General features: G+C 41.8%; 27 protein-coding genes, 1 pseudogene and 1 other annotated feature. Of the genes and pseudogenes, 9 read left to right on the forward strand and 19 right to left on the reverse strand.

Annotated elements, in window-relative coordinates; all coding sequences use genetic code 11:
• Positions 1 to 428 precede the first annotated feature (428 nt).
• Positions 429 to 677 (reverse strand): hypothetical protein, encoded by a 249-nt coding sequence (locus DS742_RS25770; RefSeq protein ID WP_092874604.1) that lies wholly within the window; start codon positions 675 to 677, stop codon positions 429 to 431.
• A complete protein-coding gene (locus DS742_RS25775) occupies positions 658 to 1,095 on the reverse strand; it encodes a sigma-70 family RNA polymerase sigma factor (RefSeq protein ID WP_117419795.1) in 438 nt (145 codons plus the stop codon). Before DS742_RS25775 ends, DS742_RS25770 begins: the two co-directional genes overlap by 20 nt.
• A gap of 172 nt (positions 1,096 to 1,267) precedes the next feature.
• Here DS742_RS25775 and DS742_RS25780 point away from each other — a divergent pair, with 172 nt between their 5' ends.
• From DS742_RS25780 to DS742_RS25795, 5 genes are all read left to right on the forward strand, one after another.
• Positions 1,268 to 1,885: a type IV toxin-antitoxin system AbiEi family antitoxin domain-containing protein gene (locus DS742_RS25780; protein ID WP_026667068.1), complete on the forward strand. Its 618-nt coding sequence runs from the start codon at positions 1,268 to 1,270 to the stop codon at positions 1,883 to 1,885.
• Between the two features lie 14 nt (positions 1,886 to 1,899).
• Positions 1,900 to 2,088 carry a hypothetical protein gene (locus DS742_RS29660; protein WP_242996813.1) on the forward strand — a complete coding sequence of 63 codons (189 nt, stop codon included), beginning with the start codon at positions 1,900 to 1,902 and terminating at the stop codon, positions 2,086 to 2,088.
• Positions 2,060 to 2,755, forward strand: a complete 696-nt coding sequence (locus DS742_RS25785) for a nucleotidyl transferase AbiEii/AbiGii toxin family protein (protein ID WP_242996816.1) — start codon at positions 2,060 to 2,062, stop codon at positions 2,753 to 2,755. Before DS742_RS29660 ends, DS742_RS25785 begins: the two co-directional genes overlap by 29 nt.
• Before the next feature lie 437 nt (positions 2,756 to 3,192).
• Entirely contained in the window at positions 3,193 to 3,537 is a 345-nt protein-coding gene (locus DS742_RS25790; protein WP_117419796.1) for a plasmid mobilization protein, read from the forward strand.
• Positions 3,486 to 4,937 carry a relaxase/mobilization nuclease domain-containing protein gene (locus DS742_RS25795; RefSeq protein WP_117419797.1) on the forward strand — a complete coding sequence of 484 codons (1,452 nt, stop codon included), beginning with the start codon at positions 3,486 to 3,488 and terminating at the stop codon, positions 4,935 to 4,937. Before DS742_RS25790 ends, DS742_RS25795 begins: the two co-directional genes overlap by 52 nt.
• Before the next feature lie 41 nt (positions 4,938 to 4,978).
• Here DS742_RS25795 and DS742_RS25800 read toward each other — a convergent pair whose 3' ends face one another.
• From DS742_RS25800 to DS742_RS25875, 16 genes and pseudogenes are all read right to left on the reverse strand, one after another.
• Positions 4,979 to 5,635, reverse strand: coding sequence for a hypothetical protein (locus DS742_RS25800; protein WP_117419798.1), 657 nt, complete (start codon positions 5,633 to 5,635; stop codon positions 4,979 to 4,981).
• Between the two features lie 33 nt (positions 5,636 to 5,668).
• On the reverse strand, positions 5,669 to 6,892 hold the full coding sequence (locus DS742_RS29665; RefSeq protein WP_242996818.1) for a zinc-ribbon domain-containing protein: 1,224 nt from the start codon (positions 6,890 to 6,892) through the stop codon (positions 5,669 to 5,671).
• A gap of 19 nt (positions 6,893 to 6,911) precedes the next feature.
• Positions 6,912 to 7,241 carry a helix-turn-helix domain-containing protein gene (locus DS742_RS25810; RefSeq protein ID WP_117419799.1) on the reverse strand — a complete coding sequence of 110 codons (330 nt, stop codon included), beginning with the start codon at positions 7,239 to 7,241 and terminating at the stop codon, positions 6,912 to 6,914.
• Between the two features lie 168 nt (positions 7,242 to 7,409).
• Positions 7,410 to 7,859: a hypothetical protein gene (locus DS742_RS25815; RefSeq protein ID WP_117419800.1), complete on the reverse strand. Its 450-nt coding sequence runs from the start codon at positions 7,857 to 7,859 to the stop codon at positions 7,410 to 7,412.
• The gene (locus tag DS742_RS25820; RefSeq protein WP_117419801.1) at positions 7,837 to 8,955 is read right to left on the reverse strand and encodes a protein kinase domain-containing protein; all 1,119 of its coding nucleotides are present in this window, start codon (positions 8,953 to 8,955) and stop codon (positions 7,837 to 7,839) included. Before DS742_RS25820 ends, DS742_RS25815 begins: the two co-directional genes overlap by 23 nt.
• Positions 8,956 to 8,961: 6 nt before the next feature.
• Positions 8,962 to 9,570: a hypothetical protein gene (locus tag DS742_RS25825; RefSeq protein WP_117419802.1), complete on the reverse strand. Its 609-nt coding sequence runs from the start codon at positions 9,568 to 9,570 to the stop codon at positions 8,962 to 8,964.
• 35 nt (positions 9,571 to 9,605) lie between these two features.
• Positions 9,606 to 11,972 (reverse strand): hypothetical protein, encoded by a 2,367-nt coding sequence (locus DS742_RS25830; RefSeq protein ID WP_117419803.1) that lies wholly within the window; start codon positions 11,970 to 11,972, stop codon positions 9,606 to 9,608.
• Positions 11,973 to 13,129: 1,157 nt separating this feature from the next.
• A pseudogene (locus DS742_RS30080) lies at positions 13,130 to 13,573 on the reverse strand (NAD(P)/FAD-dependent oxidoreductase); the annotation flags it as partial.
• Position 13,574: 1 nt separating this feature from the next.
• Positions 13,575 to 13,895 carry a rhodanese-like domain-containing protein gene (locus tag DS742_RS25840; RefSeq protein WP_028086465.1) on the reverse strand — a complete coding sequence of 107 codons (321 nt, stop codon included), beginning with the start codon at positions 13,893 to 13,895 and terminating at the stop codon, positions 13,575 to 13,577.
• Between the two features lie 12 nt (positions 13,896 to 13,907).
• Positions 13,908 to 14,213 carry a thioredoxin gene (gene trxA, locus DS742_RS25845; RefSeq protein ID WP_028086464.1) on the reverse strand — a complete coding sequence of 102 codons (306 nt, stop codon included), beginning with the start codon at positions 14,211 to 14,213 and terminating at the stop codon, positions 13,908 to 13,910.
• Between the two features lie 105 nt (positions 14,214 to 14,318).
• Positions 14,319 to 14,879 (reverse strand): sigma factor-like helix-turn-helix DNA-binding protein, encoded by a 561-nt coding sequence (locus tag DS742_RS25850; RefSeq protein ID WP_026650124.1) that lies wholly within the window; start codon positions 14,877 to 14,879, stop codon positions 14,319 to 14,321.
• A gap of 331 nt (positions 14,880 to 15,210) precedes the next feature.
• Positions 15,211 to 15,636, reverse strand: coding sequence for a hypothetical protein (locus tag DS742_RS25855; RefSeq protein ID WP_147325884.1), 426 nt, complete (start codon positions 15,634 to 15,636; stop codon positions 15,211 to 15,213).
• 10 nt (positions 15,637 to 15,646) lie between these two features.
• Positions 15,647 to 16,702: a DEAD/DEAH box helicase gene (locus DS742_RS25860; RefSeq protein ID WP_242996823.1), complete on the reverse strand. Its 1,056-nt coding sequence runs from the start codon at positions 16,700 to 16,702 to the stop codon at positions 15,647 to 15,649.
• Positions 16,703 to 16,714: 12 nt separating this feature from the next.
• A complete protein-coding gene (locus tag DS742_RS25865) occupies positions 16,715 to 18,562 on the reverse strand; it encodes a phospholipase D family protein (RefSeq protein WP_073106981.1) in 1,848 nt (615 codons plus the stop codon).
• On the reverse strand, positions 18,555 to 19,757 hold the full coding sequence (locus tag DS742_RS25870) for a DUF6361 family protein (RefSeq protein WP_073106984.1): 1,203 nt from the start codon (positions 19,755 to 19,757) through the stop codon (positions 18,555 to 18,557). Before DS742_RS25870 ends, DS742_RS25865 begins: the two co-directional genes overlap by 8 nt.
• 12 nt (positions 19,758 to 19,769) lie before the next feature.
• On the reverse strand, positions 19,770 to 20,408 hold the full coding sequence (locus tag DS742_RS25875) for a hypothetical protein (RefSeq protein ID WP_117419805.1): 639 nt from the start codon (positions 20,406 to 20,408) through the stop codon (positions 19,770 to 19,772).
• Between the two features lie 83 nt (positions 20,409 to 20,491).
• Here DS742_RS25875 and DS742_RS25880 point away from each other — a divergent pair, with 83 nt between their 5' ends.
• Positions 20,492 to 21,010 carry a GNAT family N-acetyltransferase gene (locus DS742_RS25880; protein WP_117419806.1) on the forward strand — a complete coding sequence of 173 codons (519 nt, stop codon included), beginning with the start codon at positions 20,492 to 20,494 and terminating at the stop codon, positions 21,008 to 21,010.
• Here the strand turns inward: DS742_RS25880 and DS742_RS25885 are convergent.
• On the reverse strand, positions 21,007 to 21,225 hold the full coding sequence (locus tag DS742_RS25885) for a hypothetical protein (RefSeq protein ID WP_330590479.1): 219 nt from the start codon (positions 21,223 to 21,225) through the stop codon (positions 21,007 to 21,009). The genes DS742_RS25880 and DS742_RS25885 overlap by 4 nt on opposite strands.
• 402 nt (positions 21,226 to 21,627) lie before the next feature.
• Positions 21,628 to 21,856, forward strand: a binding site (T-box leader).
• Positions 21,857 to 21,916: 60 nt separating this feature from the next.
• On the opposite strand from DS742_RS25885, the gene DS742_RS25890 reads away from it, so the two are divergent.
• The 3 genes from DS742_RS25890 (at position 21,917) to DS742_RS25895 (ending at position 25,533) form a co-directional block, all read left to right on the forward strand.
• Entirely contained in the window at positions 21,917 to 22,939 is a 1,023-nt protein-coding gene (locus DS742_RS25890) for a bile acid:sodium symporter family protein (protein ID WP_117419807.1), read from the forward strand.
• Between the two features lie 347 nt (positions 22,940 to 23,286).
• Positions 23,287 to 23,430, forward strand: a complete 144-nt coding sequence (locus DS742_RS29675) for a hypothetical protein (protein WP_242996826.1) — start codon at positions 23,287 to 23,289, stop codon at positions 23,428 to 23,430.
• 24 nt (positions 23,431 to 23,454) lie between these two features.
• Positions 23,455 to 25,533: a glycoside hydrolase family 3 protein gene (locus DS742_RS25895; RefSeq protein WP_242996828.1), complete on the forward strand. Its 2,079-nt coding sequence runs from the start codon at positions 23,455 to 23,457 to the stop codon at positions 25,531 to 25,533.
• Positions 25,534 to 25,582 lie beyond the last annotated feature (49 nt).

Consider the following 25,582-nt stretch of genomic DNA (forward strand, 5'->3'; position numbering starts at 1 on the left):
CAGTGATCCTGGGTACAGATCACATTGGAATTCCACCAGCTTCATCAGCCCCCACTCTCCGGGGAAGTAACTTTAACTAAGGAACGTATCATCGCCATAGGATCCCCAATCCTATTCTCAGCAACATATACGACGCTCCGCAGCTCATAGAGAAATTCGCTTTTCTTCCTAAATATAAGAGTCGCATCATGGCGTACTTGCTGTTTGGCTTAACGCTCCGGTTGTTCTGCAAAGTACAAACAATATTCAGTTTTCAAAGTTCAGTGCCACCGTTACGGTGGTAATTCCTAACGCCGGACTTGTCAGCCCGAAAGGTACATAAGCGACACCTGCAGCTGCTACACCGCTTTTAGGCATATGCACCTTATGAGAATGACAAATAATAAATAATGAAGGCGATAGGAATCAGGAGTTATCGTTATAGTTGATTATTCCTTAAAGTTCATTACTGCGTTATCGAGGATAACGCCAACATCCCCGAGGAGATTGTCAAAGTCAAACATATCGGGGCTGAAACCTATAGCCTCTGACAAGGCCATTATCTCCTTGTTCAACTTATAACGCATAAGCCTGTCATAGTGCGCTCTCACATCAAACAGCGCAACAATATTGCCGGTAATAGCTGGCCTGATAAGATCAGCCTCCGGCGGAGTATATTTACGCCTCTTCACTTTCACTTGCCGCTCCTTTCCTCAATTCTTTAATCGCCTTCGATTTTGTAGATTTTACTGTCTCGTACTCAATGCCCAGCTCGTTAGCGATTTCCTCAAGCGTCATATCCAGCAGGTAATACATAAGTAAAATCTCACGCTTTCGTTTCTGTAATTTGGGGAGCAATTTTGCAAGGCGCTCATCTCCAATGAAGACATCCTTGCCCCGTACCGTCATTTTTACTGCGTACAGGTTGTCATGCTCATCTTCTTGCATCATCATCGACGGATCTATCTCACCGCCGCCAAAATGAAGGATCAGGTACTGTGCCTGTTTGAATACCAGGTTGTGTGCTGCTCTACCGATCACCTCCTTGCAGTAACAGTCAAACCTGTCCCTTAGACTCCCATCTTTATCTTTTGGATCGAATTCATAGCCGCTCATAGTTATCCTTTCTACGAATGGCTCCTGATTCCGTCCTTCATTACAGAGAAGTATTTTCGAGGTCCAAATGTGGGTATAAATTTTGAAAAAAATTATTTTTCCTTCAAAACTTTACATTTAGACTTTACTATTATATAATTAAAGTGCGTTAGTTTCGAGGAGGTGATATAAAATGTCAAAACTTCGAGAACAAAGAATTGAAATGCTAAAAGAAATGGCCGAAAAGACCGGCGGCATGATCACAACATCCCAGATAGAAAAAGCAGGTATCAGCCGTGTACTGATACCCACCTTTATAGATGAAGGCATTCTTGTAAAAGAAGCTCGTGGAATATATTATTATGCAGATGAGTTCCCAGATGATCTCCAGATCATACAGGCGAACAACCCAAGAGTAGTTTATTCCTATGGCACTGCCCTTTACCTTTGGGATATGTCCGACCGTACTCCCCATGTATGGGATGTCTCCGTGCCACAGGGATTTAATGCAACCCGGTTAAAAAAGGACAATAAGAATATCAGATTACATTATATAAATGCCGATAAATGGAGTGTTGGCATTACAGAGACCTTGACACCGGACGGAAACAAAGTCCGTCTGTATGATAAGGAAAGATGTATAATTGACCTGATCAAGAAAAAAGACAAGATAGATAAGCAGTTATATCTGCAGGCTCTGCACGAATACTTTAATGACCGAACTAACGACCATGCGCAGCTTATCAGATATGCTAAGATCTTCCATATAGAAAGACCTGTCAGAGACTACATGGATATACTGACAGGCTGAAAGGAGCACCACAGATGAAAACACCGGAGCAGCTTAAAGGCGCAATCCGCAATATAGCCAAAGAAAAAGATCTTCACGCTCAGGAAGTATTACAGATTTTTATGTTCGAGCGTATTCTGGAAAGATTATCCCTCTCTCCATATAAAAAGAACTTTGTCCTTGAAGGGCGGTCTGTTGATTTCTTCCATGATCGGCATTTCTGAAAGAACCACCATGGACATGGATACAACCGTCCGTGGAATAGATATGGACGAAGAAAACATTGAAAAAATCGTAAAAGAGATCTTCGACATTGATACCGGAGACGGAATCATCTTCCGTTTTGAGAAGATCGAGCCTATCCGTGAAGATGATGATTACAACAATTTCCGAGTTCACTTTGTTGCAGAGTACGGCAAGATAAAGAACAAAATGAAGATTGACATCACCACCGGGGATGAGATCACACCTGCAGCTATCGAGTATTCTTTTCACACCATGTTCGATGAAAAGGACATTGATGTATATGCCTATACTTTGGAAACGATCCTTGCAGAAAAATATGAAACAGTTATCCGCAGAGGCATCGGGAATACCAGATCAAGGGACTTCTATGATCTGTATGTTCTCTTCCATCTTTACAGGGATTCCATCAATCCGGCACATTTCAGATTGGCTGTAGAGCATACTGCCAAGAAAAGAGGATCCTTTGATCTTTTGAAAAAATATGAGTCCATCTGCGCTGATGTAAAAGCAGAAGAATCTCTGGCAAATGACTGGAGCAATTACATCGCTGATGAGACATATGCAGCCAGGCTCTCATTTGATGAAGTGGTCGATAATGCTGTTGTAGTCGGAAAATATCTTGAGAACATTCCGGAAAATAATTGACGTCAAGCTCCTGCTCTGCTAACATGACCTCAGTTCAAATTTTATAAGACACCTAAACTGCTACTATTACCGGTGCACCCGTGCGCCCGTACTGTGGCAGTTTTTTATTTTCCATTTATTCCCCCACAGTACAAAAGCATAAAAGCAATCGCCGGATACGGCGTTATGGGTTCAAAGCCGCCTGCCCTATGGCAGTCTGAACCCGCAAATCGGAACCGATTTGCAAGAAAAATACCAAGCATTGGATGTGTCATGACACATCCACATTTGCTGAACATTTTTCCGGCTGGAAAAATGACGCAAATGAGCTTGCAAGGGGATACTCCCCCTGACCCCCGTTAATGCAGAACTGCATCCTTTTCCCTCTCCGAAAAAGAGCATTTCTGCCACAAAAACAAATACGCCGGATACGGCAATTTTGAAAGGAAGTGTCCTATATGAGCAAGGAACGTGATAGAAAGATACCCATCCAGGTGTATCTGAACGAGAATGAAAAATATGTCCTTGATGAGAAAATCAAACAATCCAAAATGCGGAATATATCTGAGTATATTCGTCACCTGATCCTATACGGTTATGTCTATGACATCGACTATAACGGGCTGAAGGAATACAGCTACCAAATAGCCGCCCTCGGCAGAAACATAAACATGATTAGAGAGCGAATTATGAAAACAGGGAACGCTTACGAAGAAGATCTAAATGAGATAAAGGAGCTGATGGATAAGATATGGCATACACACGAATCCATGCTATCAAAAGTACCGTTACAAAAGCTGTAGCTTATATTTGCAACCCGGATAAGACCGAGCAGCAACTGCTCGTTGATTCATTTGGCTGTAGTCCCGAAACAGCCAGGCATGACTTTGACTATGCTCTTTCCCGAACAAAGCAATCCGACAAAAATCAGGCTTATCATCTGATCCAGTCTTTTGCAAAAGGCGAGGTTTCTCATGAAGAAGCACATCGTATCGGAATTGAACTTGCAGACAAACTGCTCGGTGGCAAATACTCCTATGTTGTCGCAACCCATACCGATAAAGGCCACCCACATAATCACATTATATTCTGCGCCGCCGATAACATAGATCACAAAAAATACAATGCCTGCAAGAAAAGCTATTATCACATCAGGCAACTTAGCGATGAATTATGCAAAGAACACAACCTTTCCATCATTGAGCCAAGTGGCAGAAAAGGTAAAAAATATAATCAGTGGAAAGCTGAGCAGGAAGGCACATCATGGAAAAAACGGCTTCAGGAAGATATCGACGAATGCATTAGAATCGCCAAATCCTACGAGGGCTTTTTGCGCCTAATCAAAGAAAAAGGCTATACAGTTATCGGTGAAAAAATCGGTGATCCTCACTCAAAATACATAAAGTTCACTGCCCCAGGACAGGAGCGACCTGTGCGTGGCAGCTTCCGCAATTTTGGAGCAGGTTATACAAAAGAAGAAATCAAAGACAGGATTGAAAATCCCGAGAAATGGCAGAATAAAGAACAAACTGTACAGGAGCCAAACACCGCAGAAGCTCCAAAGCAGAAATCACGGATCAAGATACCAAAGAAGGATATCGTCACCAGAACCGGTGCAAGCAGAACGCTCATAGATACCTCCGGAGAAAAATTTCAAAACAGCCCCGGTCTCCAGCACTGGGCATCGGTCAAGAACCTCAAGACCGCCGCTGCCAGCTATGCCGCCGCAGATAATCTTTCTCAGCTTCAGAAGCAGATTGACAAAAAGACAGCCGAGGCAAAATCTGCCCGTACTGAGCTTGTAGAGCTGGAGCATCAAATGAAAAAAATCTCCGAACTACTCCTCTATGCGGAACAGTACAGAGACAATAAACCTTTTCAAGAAAAATATAAGAAGTCCAAGGATCCAGACAGATACCTTCGTATGCATGAAACTCAGCTCATCTTATATGATGGTGCTGAGCGTTTGCTTCGCAAAATGGGACTTGACCCGAAATCCGTCAATGCTGCTGAAATACGTGCAGACTATGAGACAATGCAGGCTCGCAAGGCTACTCTTGAGAAAACATATAAATCAGCAGAGAAAGAAGCTAAAGCCCTTCAACAGAAACTGGCAAATGTTGAGCAGTATGTCGGAAAGGATAATTCTCTTGACCATGCGCAACAGCAGGTCAATACAGAACGTAATAAAGGCAGAACATAACCATGAGGGAGCGGCTATCCACTCCCTCTCTCATACCTCATCTACTTACTATGGTAGGTAATCAAAACATTTGAGTTCTTAGGATAAATGTCTCCTTCCTCTAACTCATCATTTCCATTGATCGTAACCGCCTCGACTTGTCCGTTCTTCTTCATATTGAAAACATTCAGGTCGTTGAGTGGTACTGCGGTTACATTTGTAAAGCCCGCACCTCTGAACAAGAGCACTACACTGTTAAAATTCTTATCCTCGCAATTGACCATAGCATCCGAAATAGATACATCGTTCGGACTCACATACTTCCGGGGCTTCTTTTTCTTATCGTCACTCTTGATAAAGGTGAAAAGACCGATATAAGCACCTATGATGATGCCCCACATTCCACCGAGTGGTGATGCAATGCATATTAGCGCTCCGACGACCACAAAAGCCAATGCTATACCATAAGCGATGAACTGTGATTTACGGCCATGAGAGTTTTCTTTCTCCTCCAGTTCCAGTTCGCGCATCCTGATCATACGCTCAGTTTCTGCCTGCTTGATCCCAGCTTCGTCTATTGTTCTGTAAATGTGCTCATTGTCATTAGTGATCATCACTTTTGCCCCACAGTATGAGCAAAATGCGAACTCTCTTCCATCTTCTATTGACAAATCTGCTCCACATTCCGGGCATTTAACAGAAATAAATTGAACTGCCATATTCTCCCTCGCTCCTTTTCATTTGTCGAACGATCAGTCAAGCGATGTCATCGCCGCTACGATCGCATTTGTAAGAGTTTCCTGTTGTGATGCTTTCAGATCATCAGAGGTACGCACCACCATAGTTCCAAGAACCATATGTGATCCCGATGAAAACATCCCTGCACCATCAAATGATGCCAAATAGCTGTTGCGTTTCTCCGCTTCCTCTACTGTCCTATATGTCTCTATAGCTCCGCCAGCATCAGTACCTTCATCTATTAAAGGATTACCGGTAAGATTCTGCGTGCCAAGGAGTGCTGTACCAAAATACACGGTAGATGTATATCCCCCTGCTTTGTTCAGATTGCCGTTAGGGTCATTTTCCTCTGTTACAGGAGCCATATTAGCGACATCCGATACTCTTCCGAGCCTTGTTAGTACCCATTCCTCAGTAGGTGCCGTAATCTGTCTCTGTATTGCGTAACTGTCTTCCAAATCCTTGCTTTGAACAGTAAGTGTATTGATAAAAGCAGAATAATCCGGCACACTCAGAGCATCCTTCTCAGAATTGATCTTGGGTACATCATTGTTGTACCCGGTAATCTGAGCATCCAGCGATGATGTTGCTGTATCAATATCAGACTTGCTTGCCTTTTCCATATTCGGATCTGCCTGTATAGCAGGAGCTACCTCTTTCAGTTCAGGTGTCGAAACCTTGTTGTTTCTTGCATCCTTTATACTGTTGCTGAGAGTTGTTATCTTTGCTCCTTCATATGGCGTATCTCCGCAGTCAACAAGAGCCTGTGCTGTACCGATGACCTCATCAAACGCATCATTCGCCGCAATCACATCCTTTGCCATGTTGTTGTATTGGTTTACCGCCTCATTATATTTGATGATCCCATCATTGCAGGCTTGAACTTCAGCAAGATATGCCTGATAAGCGTTTTCACGAGGTACTTTAATTCCGAAATACCACCCGCATATGGCTATAGCGACAACAAGTATACCTGCAATCGCCGCAATAATTACACGCTTTGTCTTCATTTGTGGAGTGACCGCCTTTCGTGCCTCTTCTTGCCGTTGCCTTTTTGCCTCTGCGGCCACCTCTCTTGCTTTTCTTTCCTCTTCCTTTGCTTTTAGCTTTTCCTCACGTTCCGACTCTATCTCTCCGAGTTTTGCCTTAATTTCTTCTATCGGGCATCCGCAATTCGGACAAACTGTCGCCTTATCGCTCATTTCCTTTCCGCATTCTGTACATTTGATCATTGCCATGTTGATTCACCTCCTTTTATCAATCCTTTGCAAGTCCTTTTTCATCCGGTCTGATTACCCTATATCCATATGATTCAAGGGTTGCAATCACATCCGGTGTGATGTTTAACTCTAAATCCATATCCTTCACATCTGCCCTTTCAATTATCCTGTGCAGATCATCTATGGAAACATTTATTACATCTGACAGTTTTCGGAGATTATCTCGATCCGGGAGTCCGCCGTCCGTTTCCCATTTGGCTATTGCTGATTTCGAGACTCCAATGCGTTTTGCTAACTCCTCCTGCGTCAGTCTCATGATCTTTCTTCTCTTAGCAATAAACTTTCCTAAACTGATCCTTTCTTCCATCGCCTCATCTCCTTCCCCTCCTATCGTAAAGACCGGAATTCCAGTATCAAATTACTTTTTTCTTACGCAGCGTAACCGTCGAATTCGTTCATATTGATATCTTATCAGTTTTTAAATACAAAAATCCCCACCAAAATGGTGGGGAAATTCACTCTGCGTAAACATTTTCTATTCTGTCGTATGCTTTTCCAACCCGTGCTCAAGAAGCATCTCGTCTATATCATAAAGGTTGTATATCCGATTATTTATCGCCACTATCAGCACGGCATCCCGTGGATCCTTTGCATACAGCTCATTCAGTCCATATAACTTCAGTGCTCTGTTGGTCTCATCCCAGTTAAAATGACCTGCGATACAAAACCGTATGATTAGGTCTCTATCCTTGGTATGCTTCTCCATGGTAAAGATCTTGCTTCCATAAGATTCCGTAACTCCGGCAAAAGAATATACATCCTTCAGCTTAATGTTCTTCTCATCAAGCACATCCTTCATATAGTAATAAAAAGCCTTCTTCTCGTCAGCCATGTACTTTTCATTATCCTTAAAGTAAGCCTCAAGCTGATCCGGTTTCATATTTTCAAGAAGATCATTCAATTCATCCGTAGGTTTCTTCTGCATGAATCGTACCTCTTAATTCTTCAAGCGTTGCTTTCAGTTCGGTGACATTATATCTATTATCTGCATCCAGGCTGATACATCGCTCTATTATATTCCAAAGTTCTCCCTCGGCTCTTTTTTCTTTAGGAAATCTTCGTGTTGTCATGACATTAAGCAAGACTCCGAGAGCATATACATCCGATTTTGCCGATGATGCCGATAGTCCATATCCGACCTGCTCCGGCGCAGCGTAAAATCTTGTTCCCATATATCTGGTATCGTCGGTTTTATCGGGATCATACCATTTCGCCACATTCATATCCAGAAGATATATTTCATTCTCTGGAGTAATAACTATATTTGATGGTTTAATATCTCTGTGGATTATAGGTGTCGGCAGGCTATGGATTACATTCAGTATTGTACATAAATCAATACCGATACCGATTGCCTGATCTCCTGACATAGCCTTTTCTTCAAGGATATCCGCTATCGTTTTGCCCTCAATGTATTCCTCTATTACAATCAGACAGTTATCGCCCTCATATATCTCATGAATAACCGGCATGTGATCAACAGGGTTTTCCTTAAGATAGTCATAAACGCTCCTGTTATATGTCGTGAGTAGCTTTTTTATATACTTCTGCCCGGTTTCACGATGCATAACAAGTATAATATCCGGTCGATTATCAATATGCTCTATGTCCCGGTACACCGACAAAGCCAAGACATCCTTGTCTGAAAGACCTTTGTACGGACTGCGCTGCTCTGCCTGGAACTCGTCCTCAGAGGCATAAAGCTCGCTCTCATCAATCTTGTTGACATACCCACATTCCGTACAAGTCCACTCCCCGTTATTATCAGAGAATCCGTCCTGTATATTCAGCATGGAGCCGCACTGATCACATATCCATGCGATATCATCATCGGCATCAACCTCCGGATTGATAAGCATTTCACCGCATCCCTTACAGATCCAATATGGAAGATCATTACGGTATCCTTTTTGAAGCGTAAGATTAGCTTCGCACCGAGGGCAATACTCATACATATCTCCCTCCGTTATTTCCTGTGCCTTATTCTGTTTATATCCTCTCAGTTTATCTAATAGACCCATCTACTCTCACATCACTAATGTTCTAACAAATTCCCGACACATTGAAAGCGGAAATCCTGGGAACTTCTCGTCAAATTGCTTCTGTTCCGAAATATTCATCAAAGCACCTGTCTTCACATTTGCATCATAAGGATCCTGCGTCCATCCGGAAAACGGATCATCCTCAGTGCCAACAATATTCTGCCTGCGGCACATCTCATAAACGACATTATCCCTTATCCCGGTCATCCCAGTTTCTTCAAAGAACGCCTGTATATTAAGGATAAATTCAGGATAAAACTTCTGATACGTCAGCACATACTGGACTCCGCTGGGTTGCTTAAGCGTTTTCACAATGCTGAACACGTAGTCGGTTTCCGCAATAGCTTCTATCAGTCCCTGGTTTTCGCCAAGGAACTGACGTATTCCTGCAATCAACTCATCCTGTGTACGTGGCAAAGATTGCGACTCATCAACAGGGAATATCAACGCAAAGCAGGCTGCATTTTCAGTTTGAACCATATAGGGCAGGGATCCCTCCGGATCGTCCGGCATGGAATCTACTCTCTGATAGTATTTCGGAATTGAAACACTCTTACCATTAACATGAAGTTCTTGTATATCCATATTTTTCATTATTATTCCTTAATCCTTATTGAAATGATCATGGTTTACGCTCCCATTCCGACCTCAAATGCGCTCTTGAATCTGTTCATACTCTTCATTGCAATCTTCATAGCATGAGCTGATTCCTCCATATTCTTGATTTCAAGCTTTAATTTCTTTTTCTCCTCTTTGCTTGCGACACTCTCTTTAAGCTTCAGATCAACAGTCTTTTTCTCAATTTCGGCAATATTGTTAACATATTGCTCGTAAACATAATTGGAATATTCCAGATCATGCTCGTCGTTTAGGAATATTTCTCTTACAGAAACCATCAGTTTTGCTGACTGTAGAATTGTCGATTCTTTCCCAGCAATTCCAGCTGCCGTTACCGCTGCTCCCGCGCCTGCTCCAACGCCAACACCAAGGATTGCACTGCCACCAACTATTGCCATTGTTCCACCAGCCATCCCAAGACCACCCATTGCGACCGCTCCTCCGCCTAAATATGCAAGACATGCGCTTGTTAAGGCAGCTCCGCTAAGGCCGGCAAAATTAGATCCAACAAGTGCTACCGCAATCGCAGGCGCAAACATCCCCGCTGTCAGGATAGCTACTACCGTTATTGCTGCCGTTACCGCAAGTCCGGTGATTGCTGACTTCAAAACCTCATTTAATTCCTTGAGCACCTTATTATATGTTTTTCTGAGTCTAGCAACATATCCATCAGATGCATACTGAAACAAATACCGCTCATCAAGAAAATCATCTCCAACACCCTTCTTATACCCACCTATCGGATTATGAAGAGATTGATACTTTTTGCTGGGAATATCATTTCCCTTTTTGTCCTTCTCAAGACTCAATGGATAATACGGTTCAAACACCATAGCCTCCAAAAGTACAAGCCTATACCAAACTTTTTCGGCTTCGTTCTCGCTAATACGCTCTTTCAGTTCCTCTGGATCGTACCAATGCAATTCTGCATTTTCATTCTGAATGAATCCGGCAAAACCAATTTCCATATAGTGCTTCCATTCCTCGACCCAAGCCTGCTTTAATTCCTTGATACCATCCCCACCAATTGGAACTGAGGTACGTTCAATATCATTAAGAGTTTTCTGTAACTCGATATTATAGAGAATTTCCGTCTGCTCAACCGTTAAGCCAAATTTTTCCACATTCATCGTGTCGTTCAATCTCCCATAGATATTATCATCCGTCTTAGAATAAGTATTCCTCTGAATCTTCTCATACATATCCTTAATTTGCTTAACATCTCTTAGCTTCAGATAGTTGATAGTTTCAGTACCTAAAGCGACCGTAAATCTGCCGATGCCAACATAATTTACAGAAACAAAATACTTCTCAGTTACAATAGCTTCTGTAACATCTATAGTCGTAAACACACCTGTTGCCACTAATAGCATCCTGGAAATAGTTGGATTATTAAATGGTGCAATTACCTTCCAATCAAGATCCTTGAAATCTTTAATGGAATGAATTTCATTTTCCTTCAGTGTAATCGCCAAACGCCTAATAAAATAGAAAGTCCTAACTATACAATCATTTGCAATTACTGGTATGGCTTGCCTTCCCATTTCAGCCAAAGCACCAAGTTCCCCACGAAAATCCAGTTTTATCTCTGTGCCTTTGATTATCTTTCCGGCTTCATCATGCTTTGCAAATAGTGTCCCGTTGAAAAGCTTTGATATAAATAATGATAATGATTCCTCATTAACACAAACATCCTTCATAAATGGTAAAACAGATATTTCCTTAACCATCGAAAGAATCGGTCCTGGGATTCCCGTACCACCACTTAATCCAGCCGTGCTACTCGATCCGGCAATATCACTGATGAGATGAAAAAGCCATATAACAGTCCCCCGGAAAATTTTATCCGGAACACTTTCTCCAATAAATGTCTTACTCTTCTCCGGAACAGGAACAATTATAAACATTCCGGATGTATCCGTTCCGTACGACATACCCGTAAACTGCGTTAAAAGCGAAAATATAAGTCCTACTATCGTAGGATGATGAGCAAAGTCTCTTAAATGGTGCTGTAATCCACCTCCAAAATCAGGAGTGTTTCCGTCTGCAGGGATTTTGAACTTTTCTTCAAGAAAAGCAACTGCTCCCTTTATATCATCATCCTTGCATCCAAGCAATTTGGCTGTCTTTTTTACAAAACCTTCAATTTCTTCATTCGCATAACCTCTGCCTCGTCCCAGATCAAACTCACCGACCCATAGGATATCCATCATTCCGCAGATAACACCGGATGCAGCTGCAACAAAATAATCTATTTTATCAGCATGGCTTGAGAGCAGATCAATCTGTTTATCCAGTTCAAATAGCGTTCTTTCTATATCCGTATTTGCTATTTGCGTTTCATTTAAAACGCTCACAGATATTTTGTTTTCGCTCATTTAGATTATCCTTTCCCGGTTTTGAATGTATGATATCTTACAACAATTTTCGCATCTATTCTTATCAAGTCAGATTTACGGAAATCAGTTTTTCCGTCAATTTCAACACTTTCAACAGAATCTTCTTTTACAAGCCATCCCTTACTTAAATCAGGAATTGCAATTCTTTCGATATTTACAAAACCCGCATTAGAAAACTCCCATGATATATCATCGACGTCTTTCCTTTTAGCTCCTCTTGATGTGATCGGAGGTTTCTGCCTTTTCATCATGTGATAGACAACTTCTATACTGGCTGAATAAGGGAATTGAGTATCCTTATCAAATACCTCAACTCCATTAAAGGAAACTTTATCCACGATCCCTTCTCGTGCCTTTTCATCCGCAGAAAGATCTTCTACAATTCGAGTCGCTATATTATGAAACTCCTGTGCTTCAAGTATGCGAACAACATCGGAATAATTCATACTTCGGCAGGCATCCGCAGCAATGCCTGCAGTCTGCTTTTTGCCCGTCAGTGTTCTCCAAAGCTTCTTACGGCTCTCTCTTCTTTTCTCCGCCTTTATTCTTTGTTCTTCTTCCCTTTTCTGTTGCTCTTCCTGCCGTCTACGGGCTTCTTCAGCTCTTTGCCTCGCCAATTCCTCCTGCCGTCTTCGTGCTTCTTCGGCTCTCTGCTTGGCAGCTTCTCTCATTCTTTCCTGATATTCTTCTGAATCATAATATGATTCTTCCTCTTCATCGCTGTCGGAATCATAAGATGAAAAACCGCTGTAATCTATTTCATCTTCTTCGTCTTCATCTTCGTCAACCACATCAAATTCTGCACCGCTATAATCACGGTGAAGTTCAGCATCACATTCCGTACATGTCCAATCATAGGAATACTCATTGTATCCAGATTGCTTAAAAAGACTGACGCCGCAGTTTGGGCATTTGTGTTCATCATCAACAACAGTGAACGGATCACTGCTATATTCCCTATGCAGTTCAGCATTACATTCAGTACATGTCCAGTTTTCCTCGTAATCACTAAATCCCCATTGGTTTTTTAGATATGCTCCACAGTTTGGGCATTTTTCATCATCATCGACCTCGGTGAACTCATCACTTGAATAATCTCTGTGAAGCAAAGCGCTGCACTCTGAACACGTATAATCATTCATATTTATATATTCCTTTATCCGAAAAGTGTCTTCTACAGTACGAAGTGTAAAAAGTTTATCCATACCTACTCCGGGAAGTCTCGGCTGTGTTGGCTTTGCACCTGGAGAGAGGATCAGCTTATCATAGTTTTCTTCAAATATCTCACCATTCTCTAAATTTTTCACTGAAACCGTTTTTCGTTCCGGATGTATGGAGATAACTTCATGATGAATTTTCATGTTAATACGGAATCGTTTAAAAAAACTCTCTGGTGTCTGTAGTGTAAGTTCTTCCGGGTCTGTGATCACGTCTCCGATATAATATGGAAGCCCACAATTCGCATAGGATATGTATCCGGATCTTTCAAACACAGTAATTTCTGCATGTTCATCCAATCTTCGTATTCTTGCTGCAGCTGTAGCTCCTCCGGCTACACCGCCTACGATTATTACCTTCATCTTATTTTTCCACCTTTCCTGAATAAGCAGCAATGCCACCAATATTATTTACTTTAGAATATCCCATTCGTTGCAACATCCCAGTTGCTTGACGACTTCGGGCTCCGGAATAACAGTATACAAACAGCGGTATTTCTGTATTCTTCACTACCGAAACAACATTGTTAAGTTGTTGCAATGGCACATTTTTACTTTCTGGTATATGCCCTTCCTGATATTCCTGCGGCGTACGAACATCCAGCAGAACTGCACCAGCAGTCTTTTTATATTCCTCTATCCCTTGATTAATATTCGCCTGTTTTAAAAAATCAAAAAATCCCATTAACGCACCTCCTTAAAGCATCTCTAAGATTGCCTTCTTAGGTCTTGCCCCTGAAACTTTTGTTACAATCTTCCCATTCTTCATAACCACCAAAGTTGGAATACTCATAATACCAAATTTACTTGCCAGTTCTGGCTGCTCATCCACATTGATCTTTCCAACTTTGATATCAGGGCGTTCACTTGCTATCTCCTCTATGATAGGAGCCACCATACGACAAGGAGCACACCAAGGAGCCCAAAAGTCTAAAAGAACGGTTTTCTCGGAATCCATTATTTCATTCTGAAAATTATTTTTATTGATATTAATAGCAGACATTTTACAGTCCTCCTTGTTTTTTCTTTTGTGGCTTTATTATAATCTGAAATTCATTTGTTTTCTGTGATATCATCACATTATTATCATGATTAATTTTTAACTAATTTATTTTTTCATCTTATGATCTGATGGCAGTCTCACTTCTCCGGTCCTTTTCTTCATAATCGAGTTCTGTGTCTCCATCTGTGTTGGAATATAATCGCTTTCCTGCAGAAATGCACCTGCCGCCTCAGCATATGATTCATATCCAGCTGCTTTCATCCTCTTCAACATTTTTGCCAAAGCACTGTTCTTGTCTCTACTCACCTGACGTGTGCTGATGCCCAGTTCCTCTGCTGTTTCTTTAACCTGTTTTCCCATGATAAAATAATCGCTCACGATTTTCTTTTCTTTCTCTGTCAGATCGCTGAAGAGTTCTTTAAAGAAGATCTCAGTTGTAATATCCGATGCAATGTCACGTCCACTATCTGCGATAAAGTCTGTCGCACAACCGTTTTCTGATTCTAATCCACAAAATAATACTGTATTATTTCTCTGATGCTGCTGATCAAACATATAATGTTCCTTATTATAAAAAATATTAAGAACTTCCAGCTCTTCTGCTGTAATATTAGCGTATTTCACCTTCTGATATCTGTCGTAAAATGTGTATTTTCTTTCTTCCATGATTGTTTCTCCGATTTGTCGTTTTTGTTGATTTGATTTGTGACAAATCGAAAATCATGGATATCTGGCATAATGCCTGCCTCTTCCCTGCATCTTGATATGCTCTTCCTTTCCGGCATCTACCTGTTAAAAAGGAAGCTTTTTCAAATCTGCAACCTGTTTTTGGGTATAAAAAAAGGCCATGCCCTTCCGGGCACAGCCTGACGCCTTAAAATTTGAGAAAAGAAAAACCTCCGCAAACATTACGTCTGCGAAGGTCTATTTCTCTCAGCATATCAATTCTAACATGCACGTATTTTCATTGTAATACCATTCACATGCCAGTTTACTGTCAGTTCACTGCCACTTTACTTCCACTTTTCTTCCAGTTTATTTCCTCCATCTTATTCTGTATCTTTTCCGGACGTGTAAATGCCCAGAGCATTGTTGCATACAAACGGATTGCTTTCTTACGGTTTCGATAATAAGTAGTGCTTGGCATATCATCCAGCATCAGCATCACATCTTCATTGGTATTTCCTGCTTCAAAATATCTATATTTCAAAAGCCGATAATACAGCTGTCCATTTTTTGGATAATCCCTCAAAGCTATCAGGGAATCTCTCATGATTTCCAGCAAACAGAGATTCATATCATTATTCAGAAGCTTTTCCTGGATTCTGCGTTTCTCTGCAGTCGCATCGAAATCTACCAGATCATATAACATTTCCTTCAGATGCTTCCCTTCCTCTGCATACATTTCATAATCTATATCCACAAGGTTCTTCTCAATACGGAACATTACTTTTGTCTTTGACTTCATCATCAAAAAGAAAGTTCATAACCTGAAAAAACTCTGCATAATGCTCATCAAGCTGATTTTCATCTATCTCTTCAAGGGTAGAATACAATTTATATGGTGTAGCCGACAACAGAAGTACCCTTGTATCATGTCCACTAAGGAAACTGTGTGCAAGAATACCAAGCTCACTGTCATCGGATGACAAAAGAAACTTAAATCTCTGAAACTCATCCATGATTACCAGATCCGGCTCAAGCATAGATACACTGATTCTCGCAAACATCACACGAAGCTTATTCATCACATAGTAATTGGAATATGTAAGCTGTTTATTGTATCTTCTTTCATGCAAATGATTAAGCAGCATGTCCCTTATACTTTCATACTCCTGATAATTAAGGATTTTTTCTATCACATTTTGTGGATAGACACCCTTCGTCATCTTTTCGCATTCTGCCACACGATTTTCAAAGTTCCATTTTGCCCATCCATCCCATGCTTTTACAGCATCCATTATCATAAATTTTTCAAGAGAAGTTACATGTCCTTTAAAGTCCGGCATTCTCCTTAAAATGGCATACATAAGTGCTCTTTCCTGCACACTTCCACCTCCGGTGGTCATGCGGAAAGATGTTTCCGGTGTAAGTGGGATAAGCTGTATAAAACCTTCCTTTATCTGCGGATCATTTTCCTGCTCAGTAATCTTTAAATGCTGCATAGACAGTCTGGTATCTGATACTGAGCCGATGGCATTCTTTCCTGTTACATCAAGTTTTCTGATATTCTGATTTGCTATGTTCTGATTAGAGCAGATATAAATTACCTTAAACAGATCATCTTTCTCTTCGATTCTAAGTCTTGCTGTCTTTACAATTGCTCCTCTGGCAATAAGAGTTTTTCCCATACCCACTTCATCTGCTACAAGCACACGATTCTGATTATGCCGGAACAGATAATCCACTCTCTCCACAGTCGCTCTTTGAAAATCCTTCAGACCGGAAAGGGTACGCTTTTCAATTTCATCTATATTAAATTGTAACATGACATCACCTCGTTATCTTCTGATTTTCAAAGTATTACAAAAAGTCTCATACAGTTCACGGAATTCATCCGGTATAATATCCTTATCTGTAACCATCTTAAGCACATATCCAATGTCTTTTATTCTTTCCGGCCCTTCTACAGATGTCTTTAACATCTTTTCATAGAGTGCCGGCATTGCATCACTCGAATTGGCAAAAAAGCCGGATTCTCCCATCTGCTTTCCTTCAAGCATAGATGCTACATAATCATCACCAAGTACAAACGCTATGTACTCAACAAATGATGCCCTATCTTTTACCACACTGTTTACTGCAGCACTTTCTCTGTCATCCGGGAAACCACTTGTAGGGATCATAATAATTCTGCGAATTGTATCATCACCTGATCTTGCAGTAATCTCATAGAACTCTGATAACTGCAAGATCTCAAGCTCTGAAAACTCTATATGTTCTGACAATGTCTGCTCCTGCTTTGAATTAAATGGTGATACTGTAACCTCACTATCAGATTCAATACCACTGAACTCAACCTCTATCTTGTACTTTCCAGCATTCTCATTATCTTCTGAAATTACAGCCTGCCTTTTCACTCGGCACAAGTCCTTAATTTTCTGCTCCAGCAGATTTCTATTGTCACTTTCTGTTTCCAAAACAGCATCCGCTACTGTAACCTGCTCAAATGGATTCTTTGCATCTCCTACCGGTCCACAGAATATATCCTCTAAGAATTTATCCCCATTCAGATACATATTCTTTGTACCAAGCCACAGCATCATTTCAACATTTTTATTAATTGCAGAATAGGAAGCATTCATGGAACCAAGATACAGGTCAACATCTGAATATTTCCTTCTCAGATAGATTTTTGCATGAATATCCTGTTTCTTTTTATCTGCGAGTTCATCTGAAATTTCTTCCTCACCATCTATAATCTCATCCTTTAATGCATAGATGGTAAAATTATCTACATCTGATGCTTTGAGTTTTCCAAGCTCAGAACGTCTCGTAACAAGTGTTCTCTTACAGTCCGACAATGCCCTGTCTGTCAGGTTAAAATCTGCAATCACACTTTCTGATAAAAACGGAGACATCACTACAAGCTCATTAAATGTCGAATTGGCATTTCCTCTTTCCTTGCAGAATAGGATATCCTCCTGCATCCGGTAAGCATTTTTTCCAATACCAAGTGGAAGCACTTCAAAATCCTCTCCAAATATTTTACTATCAAGTGAAAAGGATACATCCTTAATGTCTGCACATAATCCACGAATCAGGTTTCTTTTCTTTCCGGCATTATTGCTGGTATTATGCACATTCATTACAAGATAATCCAGAAAATCACAGATAGGCTGAGTCTTTTTCTTCTGTCTGACATTTTTACTGCTATCCATTGCAAAGCTGATATCCCAGCTCCTGTCAAAAGTCAGATTTCTGCTCATTACCACAAAACGATATTTTTTATCTCCATCAGCGTTTACATATGCTAATACCCATGTTTTCGGATGAAATGACGGATATCGACCAAGCTGTCTATCTTTTGGCAGTGCGACCTCTACTACCATTTTCTCTAATAAAATAGATAGTGCAGTCGGTTTTGTTGGCACTTTAATCTGTCCTGCTTCACAAAACAGCACGATTTTATCTGATACCTTCTGCAATGCATTCAGCATACCAATTGGATTTTGCATAAGCTTACTATCTGTTTCTTCAGATAATCCAAGACATATCGCCACAGCTGTGAGTGCTTCCAGGTCAAGTGAATATGTAGTGCCTACTGCTCTGTCCAATCTATATCCGTCCGGAGGCATCAAAATACCGCTGTAATCCGTTCTATCTCGGTTTGAATCCGGTCTAAACATCAGCACTCACCTCCCCGGCATAGATGTCATTCACAATTCTTCTGGCATTCGAGAATCTGTAATCGAGCATTCCACCGCCTACCCATTTTGAATGATCAAATTCCTTTGTTCTGCTTAACTTCGCTCTGGCTGCTCCTTTCAGGCTCCGTTCCCTCTTGCGAATCAGTTCATCAGCCATATCAATATCTAATGTAATAAATGCTGCTTGTATCCCACATAGAAAGCTCTTTGCCCTTGGATTGATCAACTGGAATTCTCCAAACACTGCATCCAGATCTACTGTCGCATTATGCCTTATATCCGGAAGCAACCTGCTCCATTCATCATTTGCGTATGTATTCTCGTCTTCTGAAAGCATGACATTGTATCTTACTCTCGCCATATACACCAGATTATTAAAATCGCAGGCAAGCTTCATCATATATGCCAGCTTTTCACCTACTTTTTCCGATAGTTCAGCCGTTAAAGAAGCAAAATCATCATATTCATTCAAATCAATACGATTTTTCAATACATATTCCAAAAGAGACCCTTTCGTTGACTTCTGAATCTGCTTATCCAGATAGAATGCTTCCTCCTGCGTCAGCTCTATTGTAAGGTTGTCTCTCCAATCATCATGATAAATCGGAAGATTCCAGAATCTAATATTGCCGATGTCTCCTGCATCCGAATCATCCTTATCATTTTCCTCTGCATCATCATTCCTGTTTCCCAACCGGCTGACAGACTTCTGTTCTTTTAGCTTTACCGCCAATGAAACATACTCCGGTATAGACAGACCATAATCACAGAATATTCCAAAGGTACGAATTCCATTCCAGTAGATATCTGATGGTTTTCTTGCCACCCAGCCCTTTGGCAATACACGACTTCCAATAACACCTTCTGCCTTGGGATCTGCTTCTAACAATCTGATGCCACAATCTTTTTCAGCAGAATCTATAGCTCTTAAAACTCTATTTGCATCCTTTCCATACCTGCCATCAACAGCCTCCCTTAACATATATGGAACAATAAGGAAGTACTTTGCTCTAGTCTGGATGGTAGATGTCCCCGGAAAGAAATAATTGGCAAAAGCATCACGAATAACGCCGATTCCAAGTTCATCGACTGCTCCCTGTTCACTCAGAAGGTTAATCACATCGAATGCCTTCTGCCGGTCTTCTTTTGAAAAATCTATCCATCCTAACTGCATGTTTTCACTTCCTTATTTCTTCGTCAAATATGTATCTTCCACATAAGTCTCCGGTGTCGCCTCTTCAATTACTCCCGACTTTGGATCAAAGATATATTTCTTCTTCAATCTCTCATACAATACAGAACCTACAGTCTCCATTACCTGCCTCATCATATCAGGATCATCAAACAGTTTTCTGAAAAACTGGTCATTCTGCTCATATCTGTCTGCTGCCATATTCGGAAAATCCTTTTCAAATAACAGCATAAATGTTGCCCTGTCATTGTTCTTTGCGTAGCTCTGCCATTTCTCCTGATTGGCATAATCATTTTCCATCTGAACAAGAACTTTATCCATCTCTGTAAAATGAGTGCCATACTTTTCGTTTATCTTATCAATGATTACTGTCAACGGGTCTTTCTTAGGCTCTCTATGACCGGAATCACCGGAGATAGGTGTATATCCGCCTTCTGTGCTTTCAAGCTCTATCGGACCTTCAAAGTCTTTTTCCAGCTTATAGTATTCAAGAAGAACTTTGTCATCAATATTTATCTTCTCTCCACCATGTCCCTTAGGAAGCATTGTGTATAAGAATTTTGAATAAATACTGAATCTATGAATATCCTTGTCAAATCTGAGATTCCATCCGGAAAATCGCTTTCTTACCATACTCAGCCCCAAAAGCGGGATACTCTCTGTAAAGAAATAAATCCGAATGACAGAATCACTGACTGAAGAAAGGAGGTCATTCTATGAGATTACGTCCATACATTCCTGACACAGACTACAACTACCTGAAGCAATGGATCAACACAGAAAGAATTCATGCATTCTGGTGCGCAAACCGTTTGTCTTATCCTGTTACAAAAAAAGCTTTCCACTCTTTTCTGAAAATCAACGCAAGAACCAGGACAGAAAACGCATTTACTGCAACAGAAGATGACGGAAAACCTGTCGGCTTTTTCTGTTATTCCATCGACACAGAAAACAATACCGGTTTTCTTAAGTATATTATTATCGACAATGCCAGACGCGGAAATGGTTACGGATCACAAATGCTGGCACTGGCACTGCAGTATGCCTTTCAGATCACAGGAGCCATATCTGTACAGTTAAACGTATTTGATGAGAATATATCCGCAAAACACTGCTATGAAAAAGCCGGATTTTCTGAAAGATCCACTGATTGCCATCCATTCATATTCAAAAACGAATTATGGAACAAATGTAATATGATCATTTACCGGAATGATCGCAGCCGTACTGTTTAATATTCCTTCGATATCGAAGTAATTCCATATTCTTTCATAAATTTCTCCTGTTCCGTTTCGTTTCTGATCAGACAGACCTCCTGGAATTTTCCCGTCCGGAGATCCCGGAATTCTCCTACCTGCTCTCCTGTGCAGATACTGCATCTGAGAACCGGAATCTGTGTTTCTCTGTCATACGTTTTCGTTTCGTTTTTTTCGGAAAAACATGGTATCACCCGCCTTTTTCTCGTATTTCTGTACCTCTATTATATCAGAAGCGAAGTATTTTGTATCCCGTTCCAGATTGTGTTTTTCATGGCAACCTGTATGTTTTTCTTTCCTGTGAAACTTTTTCTGCTGCAAACGATTTAGCTGTTATCCTTTCGATTAATAATCTGGCTGCCATAATCGGTGAACCCATTTCGCAAAAATCATCGGATGATCTTTGGAATATAAGAGACCGTTCCACTAAAAGTCCATTACTTATCCAATGTCTTCTCTTAATTCACAGGACTTGAAAATTGAAAAAAATTCATCTTTCTGTCCTCCCGGCAAAAAAATTTCCCGTTTTTTATAAATTATGCTTGACATATTTCTTTCCTTTAATTATACTTTAAATCGTTAAACCGACAATAAAGAAAAAATCCCAGAAGAGAACAACGCTGTTCCTGTTACATATTTCAGAGAGTCTGCGGATGGTGAGAGCAGATATAGAGACAGTTACAGATATCATCTCAAAGATGCAGGCTGAACCGCCAGTAAGCTGAGCCGGCTTCCACCGTTATCAGGAAAGCGCATGACTGTGCGTTTTAAGTGCTGTTATATAACAGAAATCGGGTGGTACCGCGGAAAAATTTCGTCCCCTTTCAGATAGACTGATTCTGAAAGGGGATTTTTTATTGTCAAATATCATAAGGAGGCATTCTCATGAAAACGTTACAAAAAGTCAGCCATTTTCTGTCCAATTACACTTCTCTGGTTGTAATTGCGATCGCCGTAGTCACCTTTCTCTGTCCTGTCATCATGCAGTGGGTCAACTTCACTTTGTTTGTTGATCCTGTTTCCAACAAATTTACATGGCAGTCTATTATCATCGGAATTATTATGTTCAGTATGGGACTGACTCTGACAAAAGAAGATTTTCACATTCTTGCGCAGAGACCGTTTGATATCTGCATTGGCGCCATTGCACAATATCTGATCATGCCTTTTCTTGCCTTTGCCATTTCCAGAGTGCTGCAGCTGCCGGATGCCATTGCTCTCGGACTGATTCTTGTAGGATGCTGCCCGGGCGGGGTGTCTTCCAACATTATGTCCTACCTTTGCGGAGGAGATGTGGCTTTCTCCGTAGGCATGACCACGGTGTCTACCCTGCTTTCCCCGGTAGCCACTCCTCTGCTTGTTTCTTTTCTTGCAAGCGGAACACAGATCACAATCAACGGAATTCCCATGTTTATTTCCATCATTGAAACTGTGATTCTGCCTGTAGCTCTTGGATTTATCCTGAACTACTTTTTAGGAAAAAAAGCTTTATTTATGGAATTTCAGAAAATCATGCCGGGAATCGCAGTACTCGGACTGGCCTGTGTTGTCGGCGGCGTAATTTCTTCCCAGGGATCCAATTTCTTCCGCTCCGGAGTGATCATCTTCCTGGCGGTTCTCCTGCACAATGGTCTTGGATATCTGCTTGGATATCTGGCGGGTTCTGTGACCGGAATGAATTATTCCAAGAGAAAGACAATTTCCATCGAAGTAGGTATGCAGAATGCAGGACTTGCCACAAACCTGGCAACCACTACCGCTCAGTTCGCTTCTGCACCTCAGGCGGCAATTATCTGCGCCGTATCCTGTGTATGGCATTCCATTTCCGGAACTCTGCTGGCCGGTCTCTTCGCCTGGAGAGATAAACACAAAGAAAAGAAAGTTTCCACAAACCCTGTGAAAGCTTAAGTACCAAAGAGGATTCCCCACAGATCGTCAAGTTCTGTGGAGGAATCCTCTTTTTCTGTCATTCGTGATAAAACAGCTTCCCGTTCTTCCGCTCTGATTTCATTTCATCCGATCACTGAATCGCAATAAACGGTCTCACAGCTTTTCTCCCACAAAAAGTCCGTGTGAACTGCATCAGCCTCAGGCATTATAATACAACAGAAATATTGACTGGAAGCTCCGGAATCTGATAGGATATCCCATATAGAGGCCTGTGTATGAAAACCGGGCAGATATATGATATTCAGATTATTTTTATCTTCCAGAAAAACAAAATTTTTATTTTAATGACCGAAAAGGAGTACAGAATGAAAAAGGAAAAAATATATACTGTATACATCAACGAAAACGGCCCCGATATCGGTACGGTATCCGCCCCTGTGATTGAAGAAGACGGCTGTTTTTTCAAAGATTCTGCCCGGACCGGAAAGCTGCTTCCCTACGAAGACTGACGTCTGGATGCAAAAACCAGGGCTATGGATCTGGCCTCCAGGCTGTCAGTTACTGAGATCGCCGGTCTGATGATGTATTCCCCTCATCAGATGGTACCCTCACTGCCCGGCGAGCCATTTTCTTCCACTTACGGCGGCAAATCGTTTCCGGAAAGCACGGCAGAACCATGGGAATTGACGGATCAGCAGAAAGTTCTCCTCAAAGAGGACCATATCCGCCATATTCTGGTTATGAAGCTGGAAAATGCCGAGACTGCCGCAAACTGGAGCAACGCCATGCAGCAGGCGGCAGAGGAACTTCCCTTTGGAATCCCTGTCAATATTTCCAGCGATCCCCGCCATGGAGCCTCCAACGCGGGAGCCGAATTCAAGAGCGGCGGCAGCGACGTCTCCAAATGGCCTGAAGGACTTGGGATTGCCGCATCATTTTCTCCTGAAATATGCCGCAGTTTTGCCCGGACTATTGCCAGAGAATATCGGGCGCTGGGAATTACCACGGCACTTTCCCCTCAGATAGATCTGGCCACGGAACCCCGTTGGATGCGCTTTGAAGATACCTTCGGCACTCATCCGGAGCAGGTAACTGAACTTGGAAGAATCTACTGCGAAGGCCTTCAGACAACAGAAAACAGTTCTGACGGATGGGGGAGAGACAGCGTCTGCGCCATGGCAAAGCACTGGCCGGGCGGAGGATCATGTGAAGCAGGAAGAGATGCCCACTATCCTTTTGGAAAATTTGCCGTATATCCCGGAAATAATTTAAAAGACCACTTAAAGCCCTTCGTAAACGGTGTTTTCCGGCTCGGAGGAAAGACCGGATGTGTCTCCGCCGTTATGCCTTATTACACTGTTTCCTGGAATCAGGACAGAAAAAACGGACAGAATGTCGGAAATTCCTACAGCGAATATCTTATTCACGATCTGCTGCGCGAAAAATACGGATATGACGGGGTTGTATGCACAGACTGGGGAATCACACAGGATCCATCACCGCAGATTGACTCTTTCGGCAGCCGCTGCTATGGAACAGAATCCCTGACGGAGGCAGAAAGACATCTTCTTGCCATAGAGAACGGTGTAGATCAGTTCGGCGGCAACAGTGATATCAGGCCTCTTCTCGAGGCGTATCAGCTGGGCTGCAAAAAACACGGAGAAACCCGCATGCGAAAACGGATGGAAGAATCTGCCGTACGTCTTCTGACAAACATGTTCCGATGCGGTCTTTTTGAAAATCCCTACCTGGATCCGGAGGAGAGCAGACAGATCGTCGGCTGTGAGGAATTTTCCAAAACAGGCTATCAGGCTCAGCTCCGATCGGTAGTCATGCTGAAAAACCAGCATGCAATGCCAGTGCGCACCGGAAAAAAAGTCTACATTCCCGCCAGAACTATTAAGGCAAGAAAAACTTTCTTCCGCACCTGGGAAGAAGGAAAAACAATCTTACCCGTGGATCAGAATCTCACAGAAAATTATTTTTCATGGACTGATACGCCGCAGAACGCGGATTTTGCAATTGTATTTATAGAAAGTCCTCTGTCTGACGGATATTCAGAGGAAGATGCGTCGGGCGGCGGAAACGGATACGTTCCCATTTCTCTTCAGTACAGACCTTACACTGCGGAAAAAGCAAGGGAACACAGTATTGCGGGAGGTGATTTCCGGGAGGATTTTATCGACAGGAATTATAAAGGCAAAACCGGAACTGCTGCCAATGAAGCGGACCTTGATCTGGTCATCAATACAAAGAAAGCAATGGGAGACAAACCTGTGATTGTCTGTCTGCGAATGCATAATCCAGCGGTATTATCTGAACTGGAACCTTATGCAGACGGAATCCTGATTGATTTCGGTGTACAGAAACAGGCCCTCTTTGATCTGATCTGCGGAAATGCAGAACCTTCCGGTCTTCTTCCGATAGAATTCCCATCAGATATGAAATCCGTGGAGATGCACTGTGAAGACCTTCCTTTTGACATCCCGCCCTATACGGACAGTACGGGAAATACCTACCGCTATGGATTCGGACTGAACTGGAATGGCGTCATCCGGGACGGCCGTGCGGAGCGATATCGAAACTCCCCTTCTTCAGAGTCGGAACTGTAACAAAAATCACTGTACTGGAAAACATCCTGCCGCTGACAATTCAACGGCA

The organism is Lacrimispora amygdalina (genome assembly GCF_003432035.1).
Classification (GTDB): domain Bacteria; phylum Bacillota; class Clostridia; order Lachnospirales; family Lachnospiraceae; genus Lacrimispora; species Lacrimispora amygdalina.

Coding starts and splice junctions, on each gene's coding strand:
- DS742_RS25775 (WP_117419795.1), bottom strand. CDS start 1,095: ATGAGCGGCTATGAATTCGATCCAAAAGATAAAGATGGGAGTCTAAGG.
- DS742_RS25780 (WP_026667068.1), top strand. CDS start 1,268: ATGTCAAAACTTCGAGAACAAAGAATTGAAATGCTAAAAGAAATGGCC.
- DS742_RS29660 (WP_242996813.1), top strand. CDS start 1,900: ATGAAAACACCGGAGCAGCTTAAAGGCGCAATCCGCAATATAGCCAAA.
- DS742_RS25790 (WP_117419796.1), top strand. CDS start 3,193: ATGAGCAAGGAACGTGATAGAAAGATACCCATCCAGGTGTATCTGAAC.
- DS742_RS25795 (WP_117419797.1), top strand. CDS start 3,486: ATGGCATACACACGAATCCATGCTATCAAAAGTACCGTTACAAAAGCT.
- DS742_RS25800 (WP_117419798.1), bottom strand. CDS start 5,635: ATGGCAGTTCAATTTATTTCTGTTAAATGCCCGGAATGTGGAGCAGAT.
- DS742_RS29665 (WP_242996818.1), bottom strand. CDS start 6,892: ATGGCAATGATCAAATGTACAGAATGCGGAAAGGAAATGAGCGATAAG.
- DS742_RS25810 (WP_117419799.1), bottom strand. CDS start 7,241: ATGGAAGAAAGGATCAGTTTAGGAAAGTTTATTGCTAAGAGAAGAAAG.
- DS742_RS25815 (WP_117419800.1), bottom strand. CDS start 7,859: ATGCAGAAGAAACCTACGGATGAATTGAATGATCTTCTTGAAAATATG.
- DS742_RS25820 (WP_117419801.1), bottom strand. CDS start 8,955: ATGGGTCTATTAGATAAACTGAGAGGATATAAACAGAATAAGGCACAG.
- DS742_RS25825 (WP_117419802.1), bottom strand. CDS start 9,570: ATGAAAAATATGGATATACAAGAACTTCATGTTAATGGTAAGAGTGTT.
- DS742_RS25830 (WP_117419803.1), bottom strand. CDS start 11,972: ATGAGCGAAAACAAAATATCTGTGAGCGTTTTAAATGAAACGCAAATA.
- DS742_RS25840 (WP_028086465.1), bottom strand. CDS start 13,895: ATGGGATTTTTTGATTTTTTAAAACAGGCGAATATTAATCAAGGGATA.
- trxA (WP_028086464.1), bottom strand. CDS start 14,213: ATGTCTGCTATTAATATCAATAAAAATAATTTTCAGAATGAAATAATG.
- DS742_RS25850 (WP_026650124.1), bottom strand. CDS start 14,879: ATGGAAGAAAGAAAATACACATTTTACGACAGATATCAGAAGGTGAAA.
- DS742_RS25860 (WP_242996823.1), bottom strand. CDS start 16,702: ATGTTACAATTTAATATAGATGAAATTGAAAAGCGTACCCTTTCCGGT.
- DS742_RS25865 (WP_073106981.1), bottom strand. CDS start 18,562: ATGTTTAGACCGGATTCAAACCGAGATAGAACGGATTACAGCGGTATT.
- DS742_RS25870 (WP_073106984.1), bottom strand. CDS start 19,757: ATGCAGTTAGGATGGATAGATTTTTCAAAAGAAGACCGGCAGAAGGCA.
- DS742_RS25875 (WP_117419805.1), bottom strand. CDS start 20,408: ATGGTAAGAAAGCGATTTTCCGGATGGAATCTCAGATTTGACAAGGAT.
- DS742_RS25880 (WP_117419806.1), top strand. CDS start 20,492: ATGAGATTACGTCCATACATTCCTGACACAGACTACAACTACCTGAAG.
- DS742_RS25890 (WP_117419807.1), top strand. CDS start 21,917: ATGAAAACGTTACAAAAAGTCAGCCATTTTCTGTCCAATTACACTTCT.
- DS742_RS29675 (WP_242996826.1), top strand. CDS start 23,287: ATGAAAAAGGAAAAAATATATACTGTATACATCAACGAAAACGGCCCC.
- DS742_RS25895 (WP_242996828.1), top strand. CDS start 23,455: ATGGATCTGGCCTCCAGGCTGTCAGTTACTGAGATCGCCGGTCTGATG.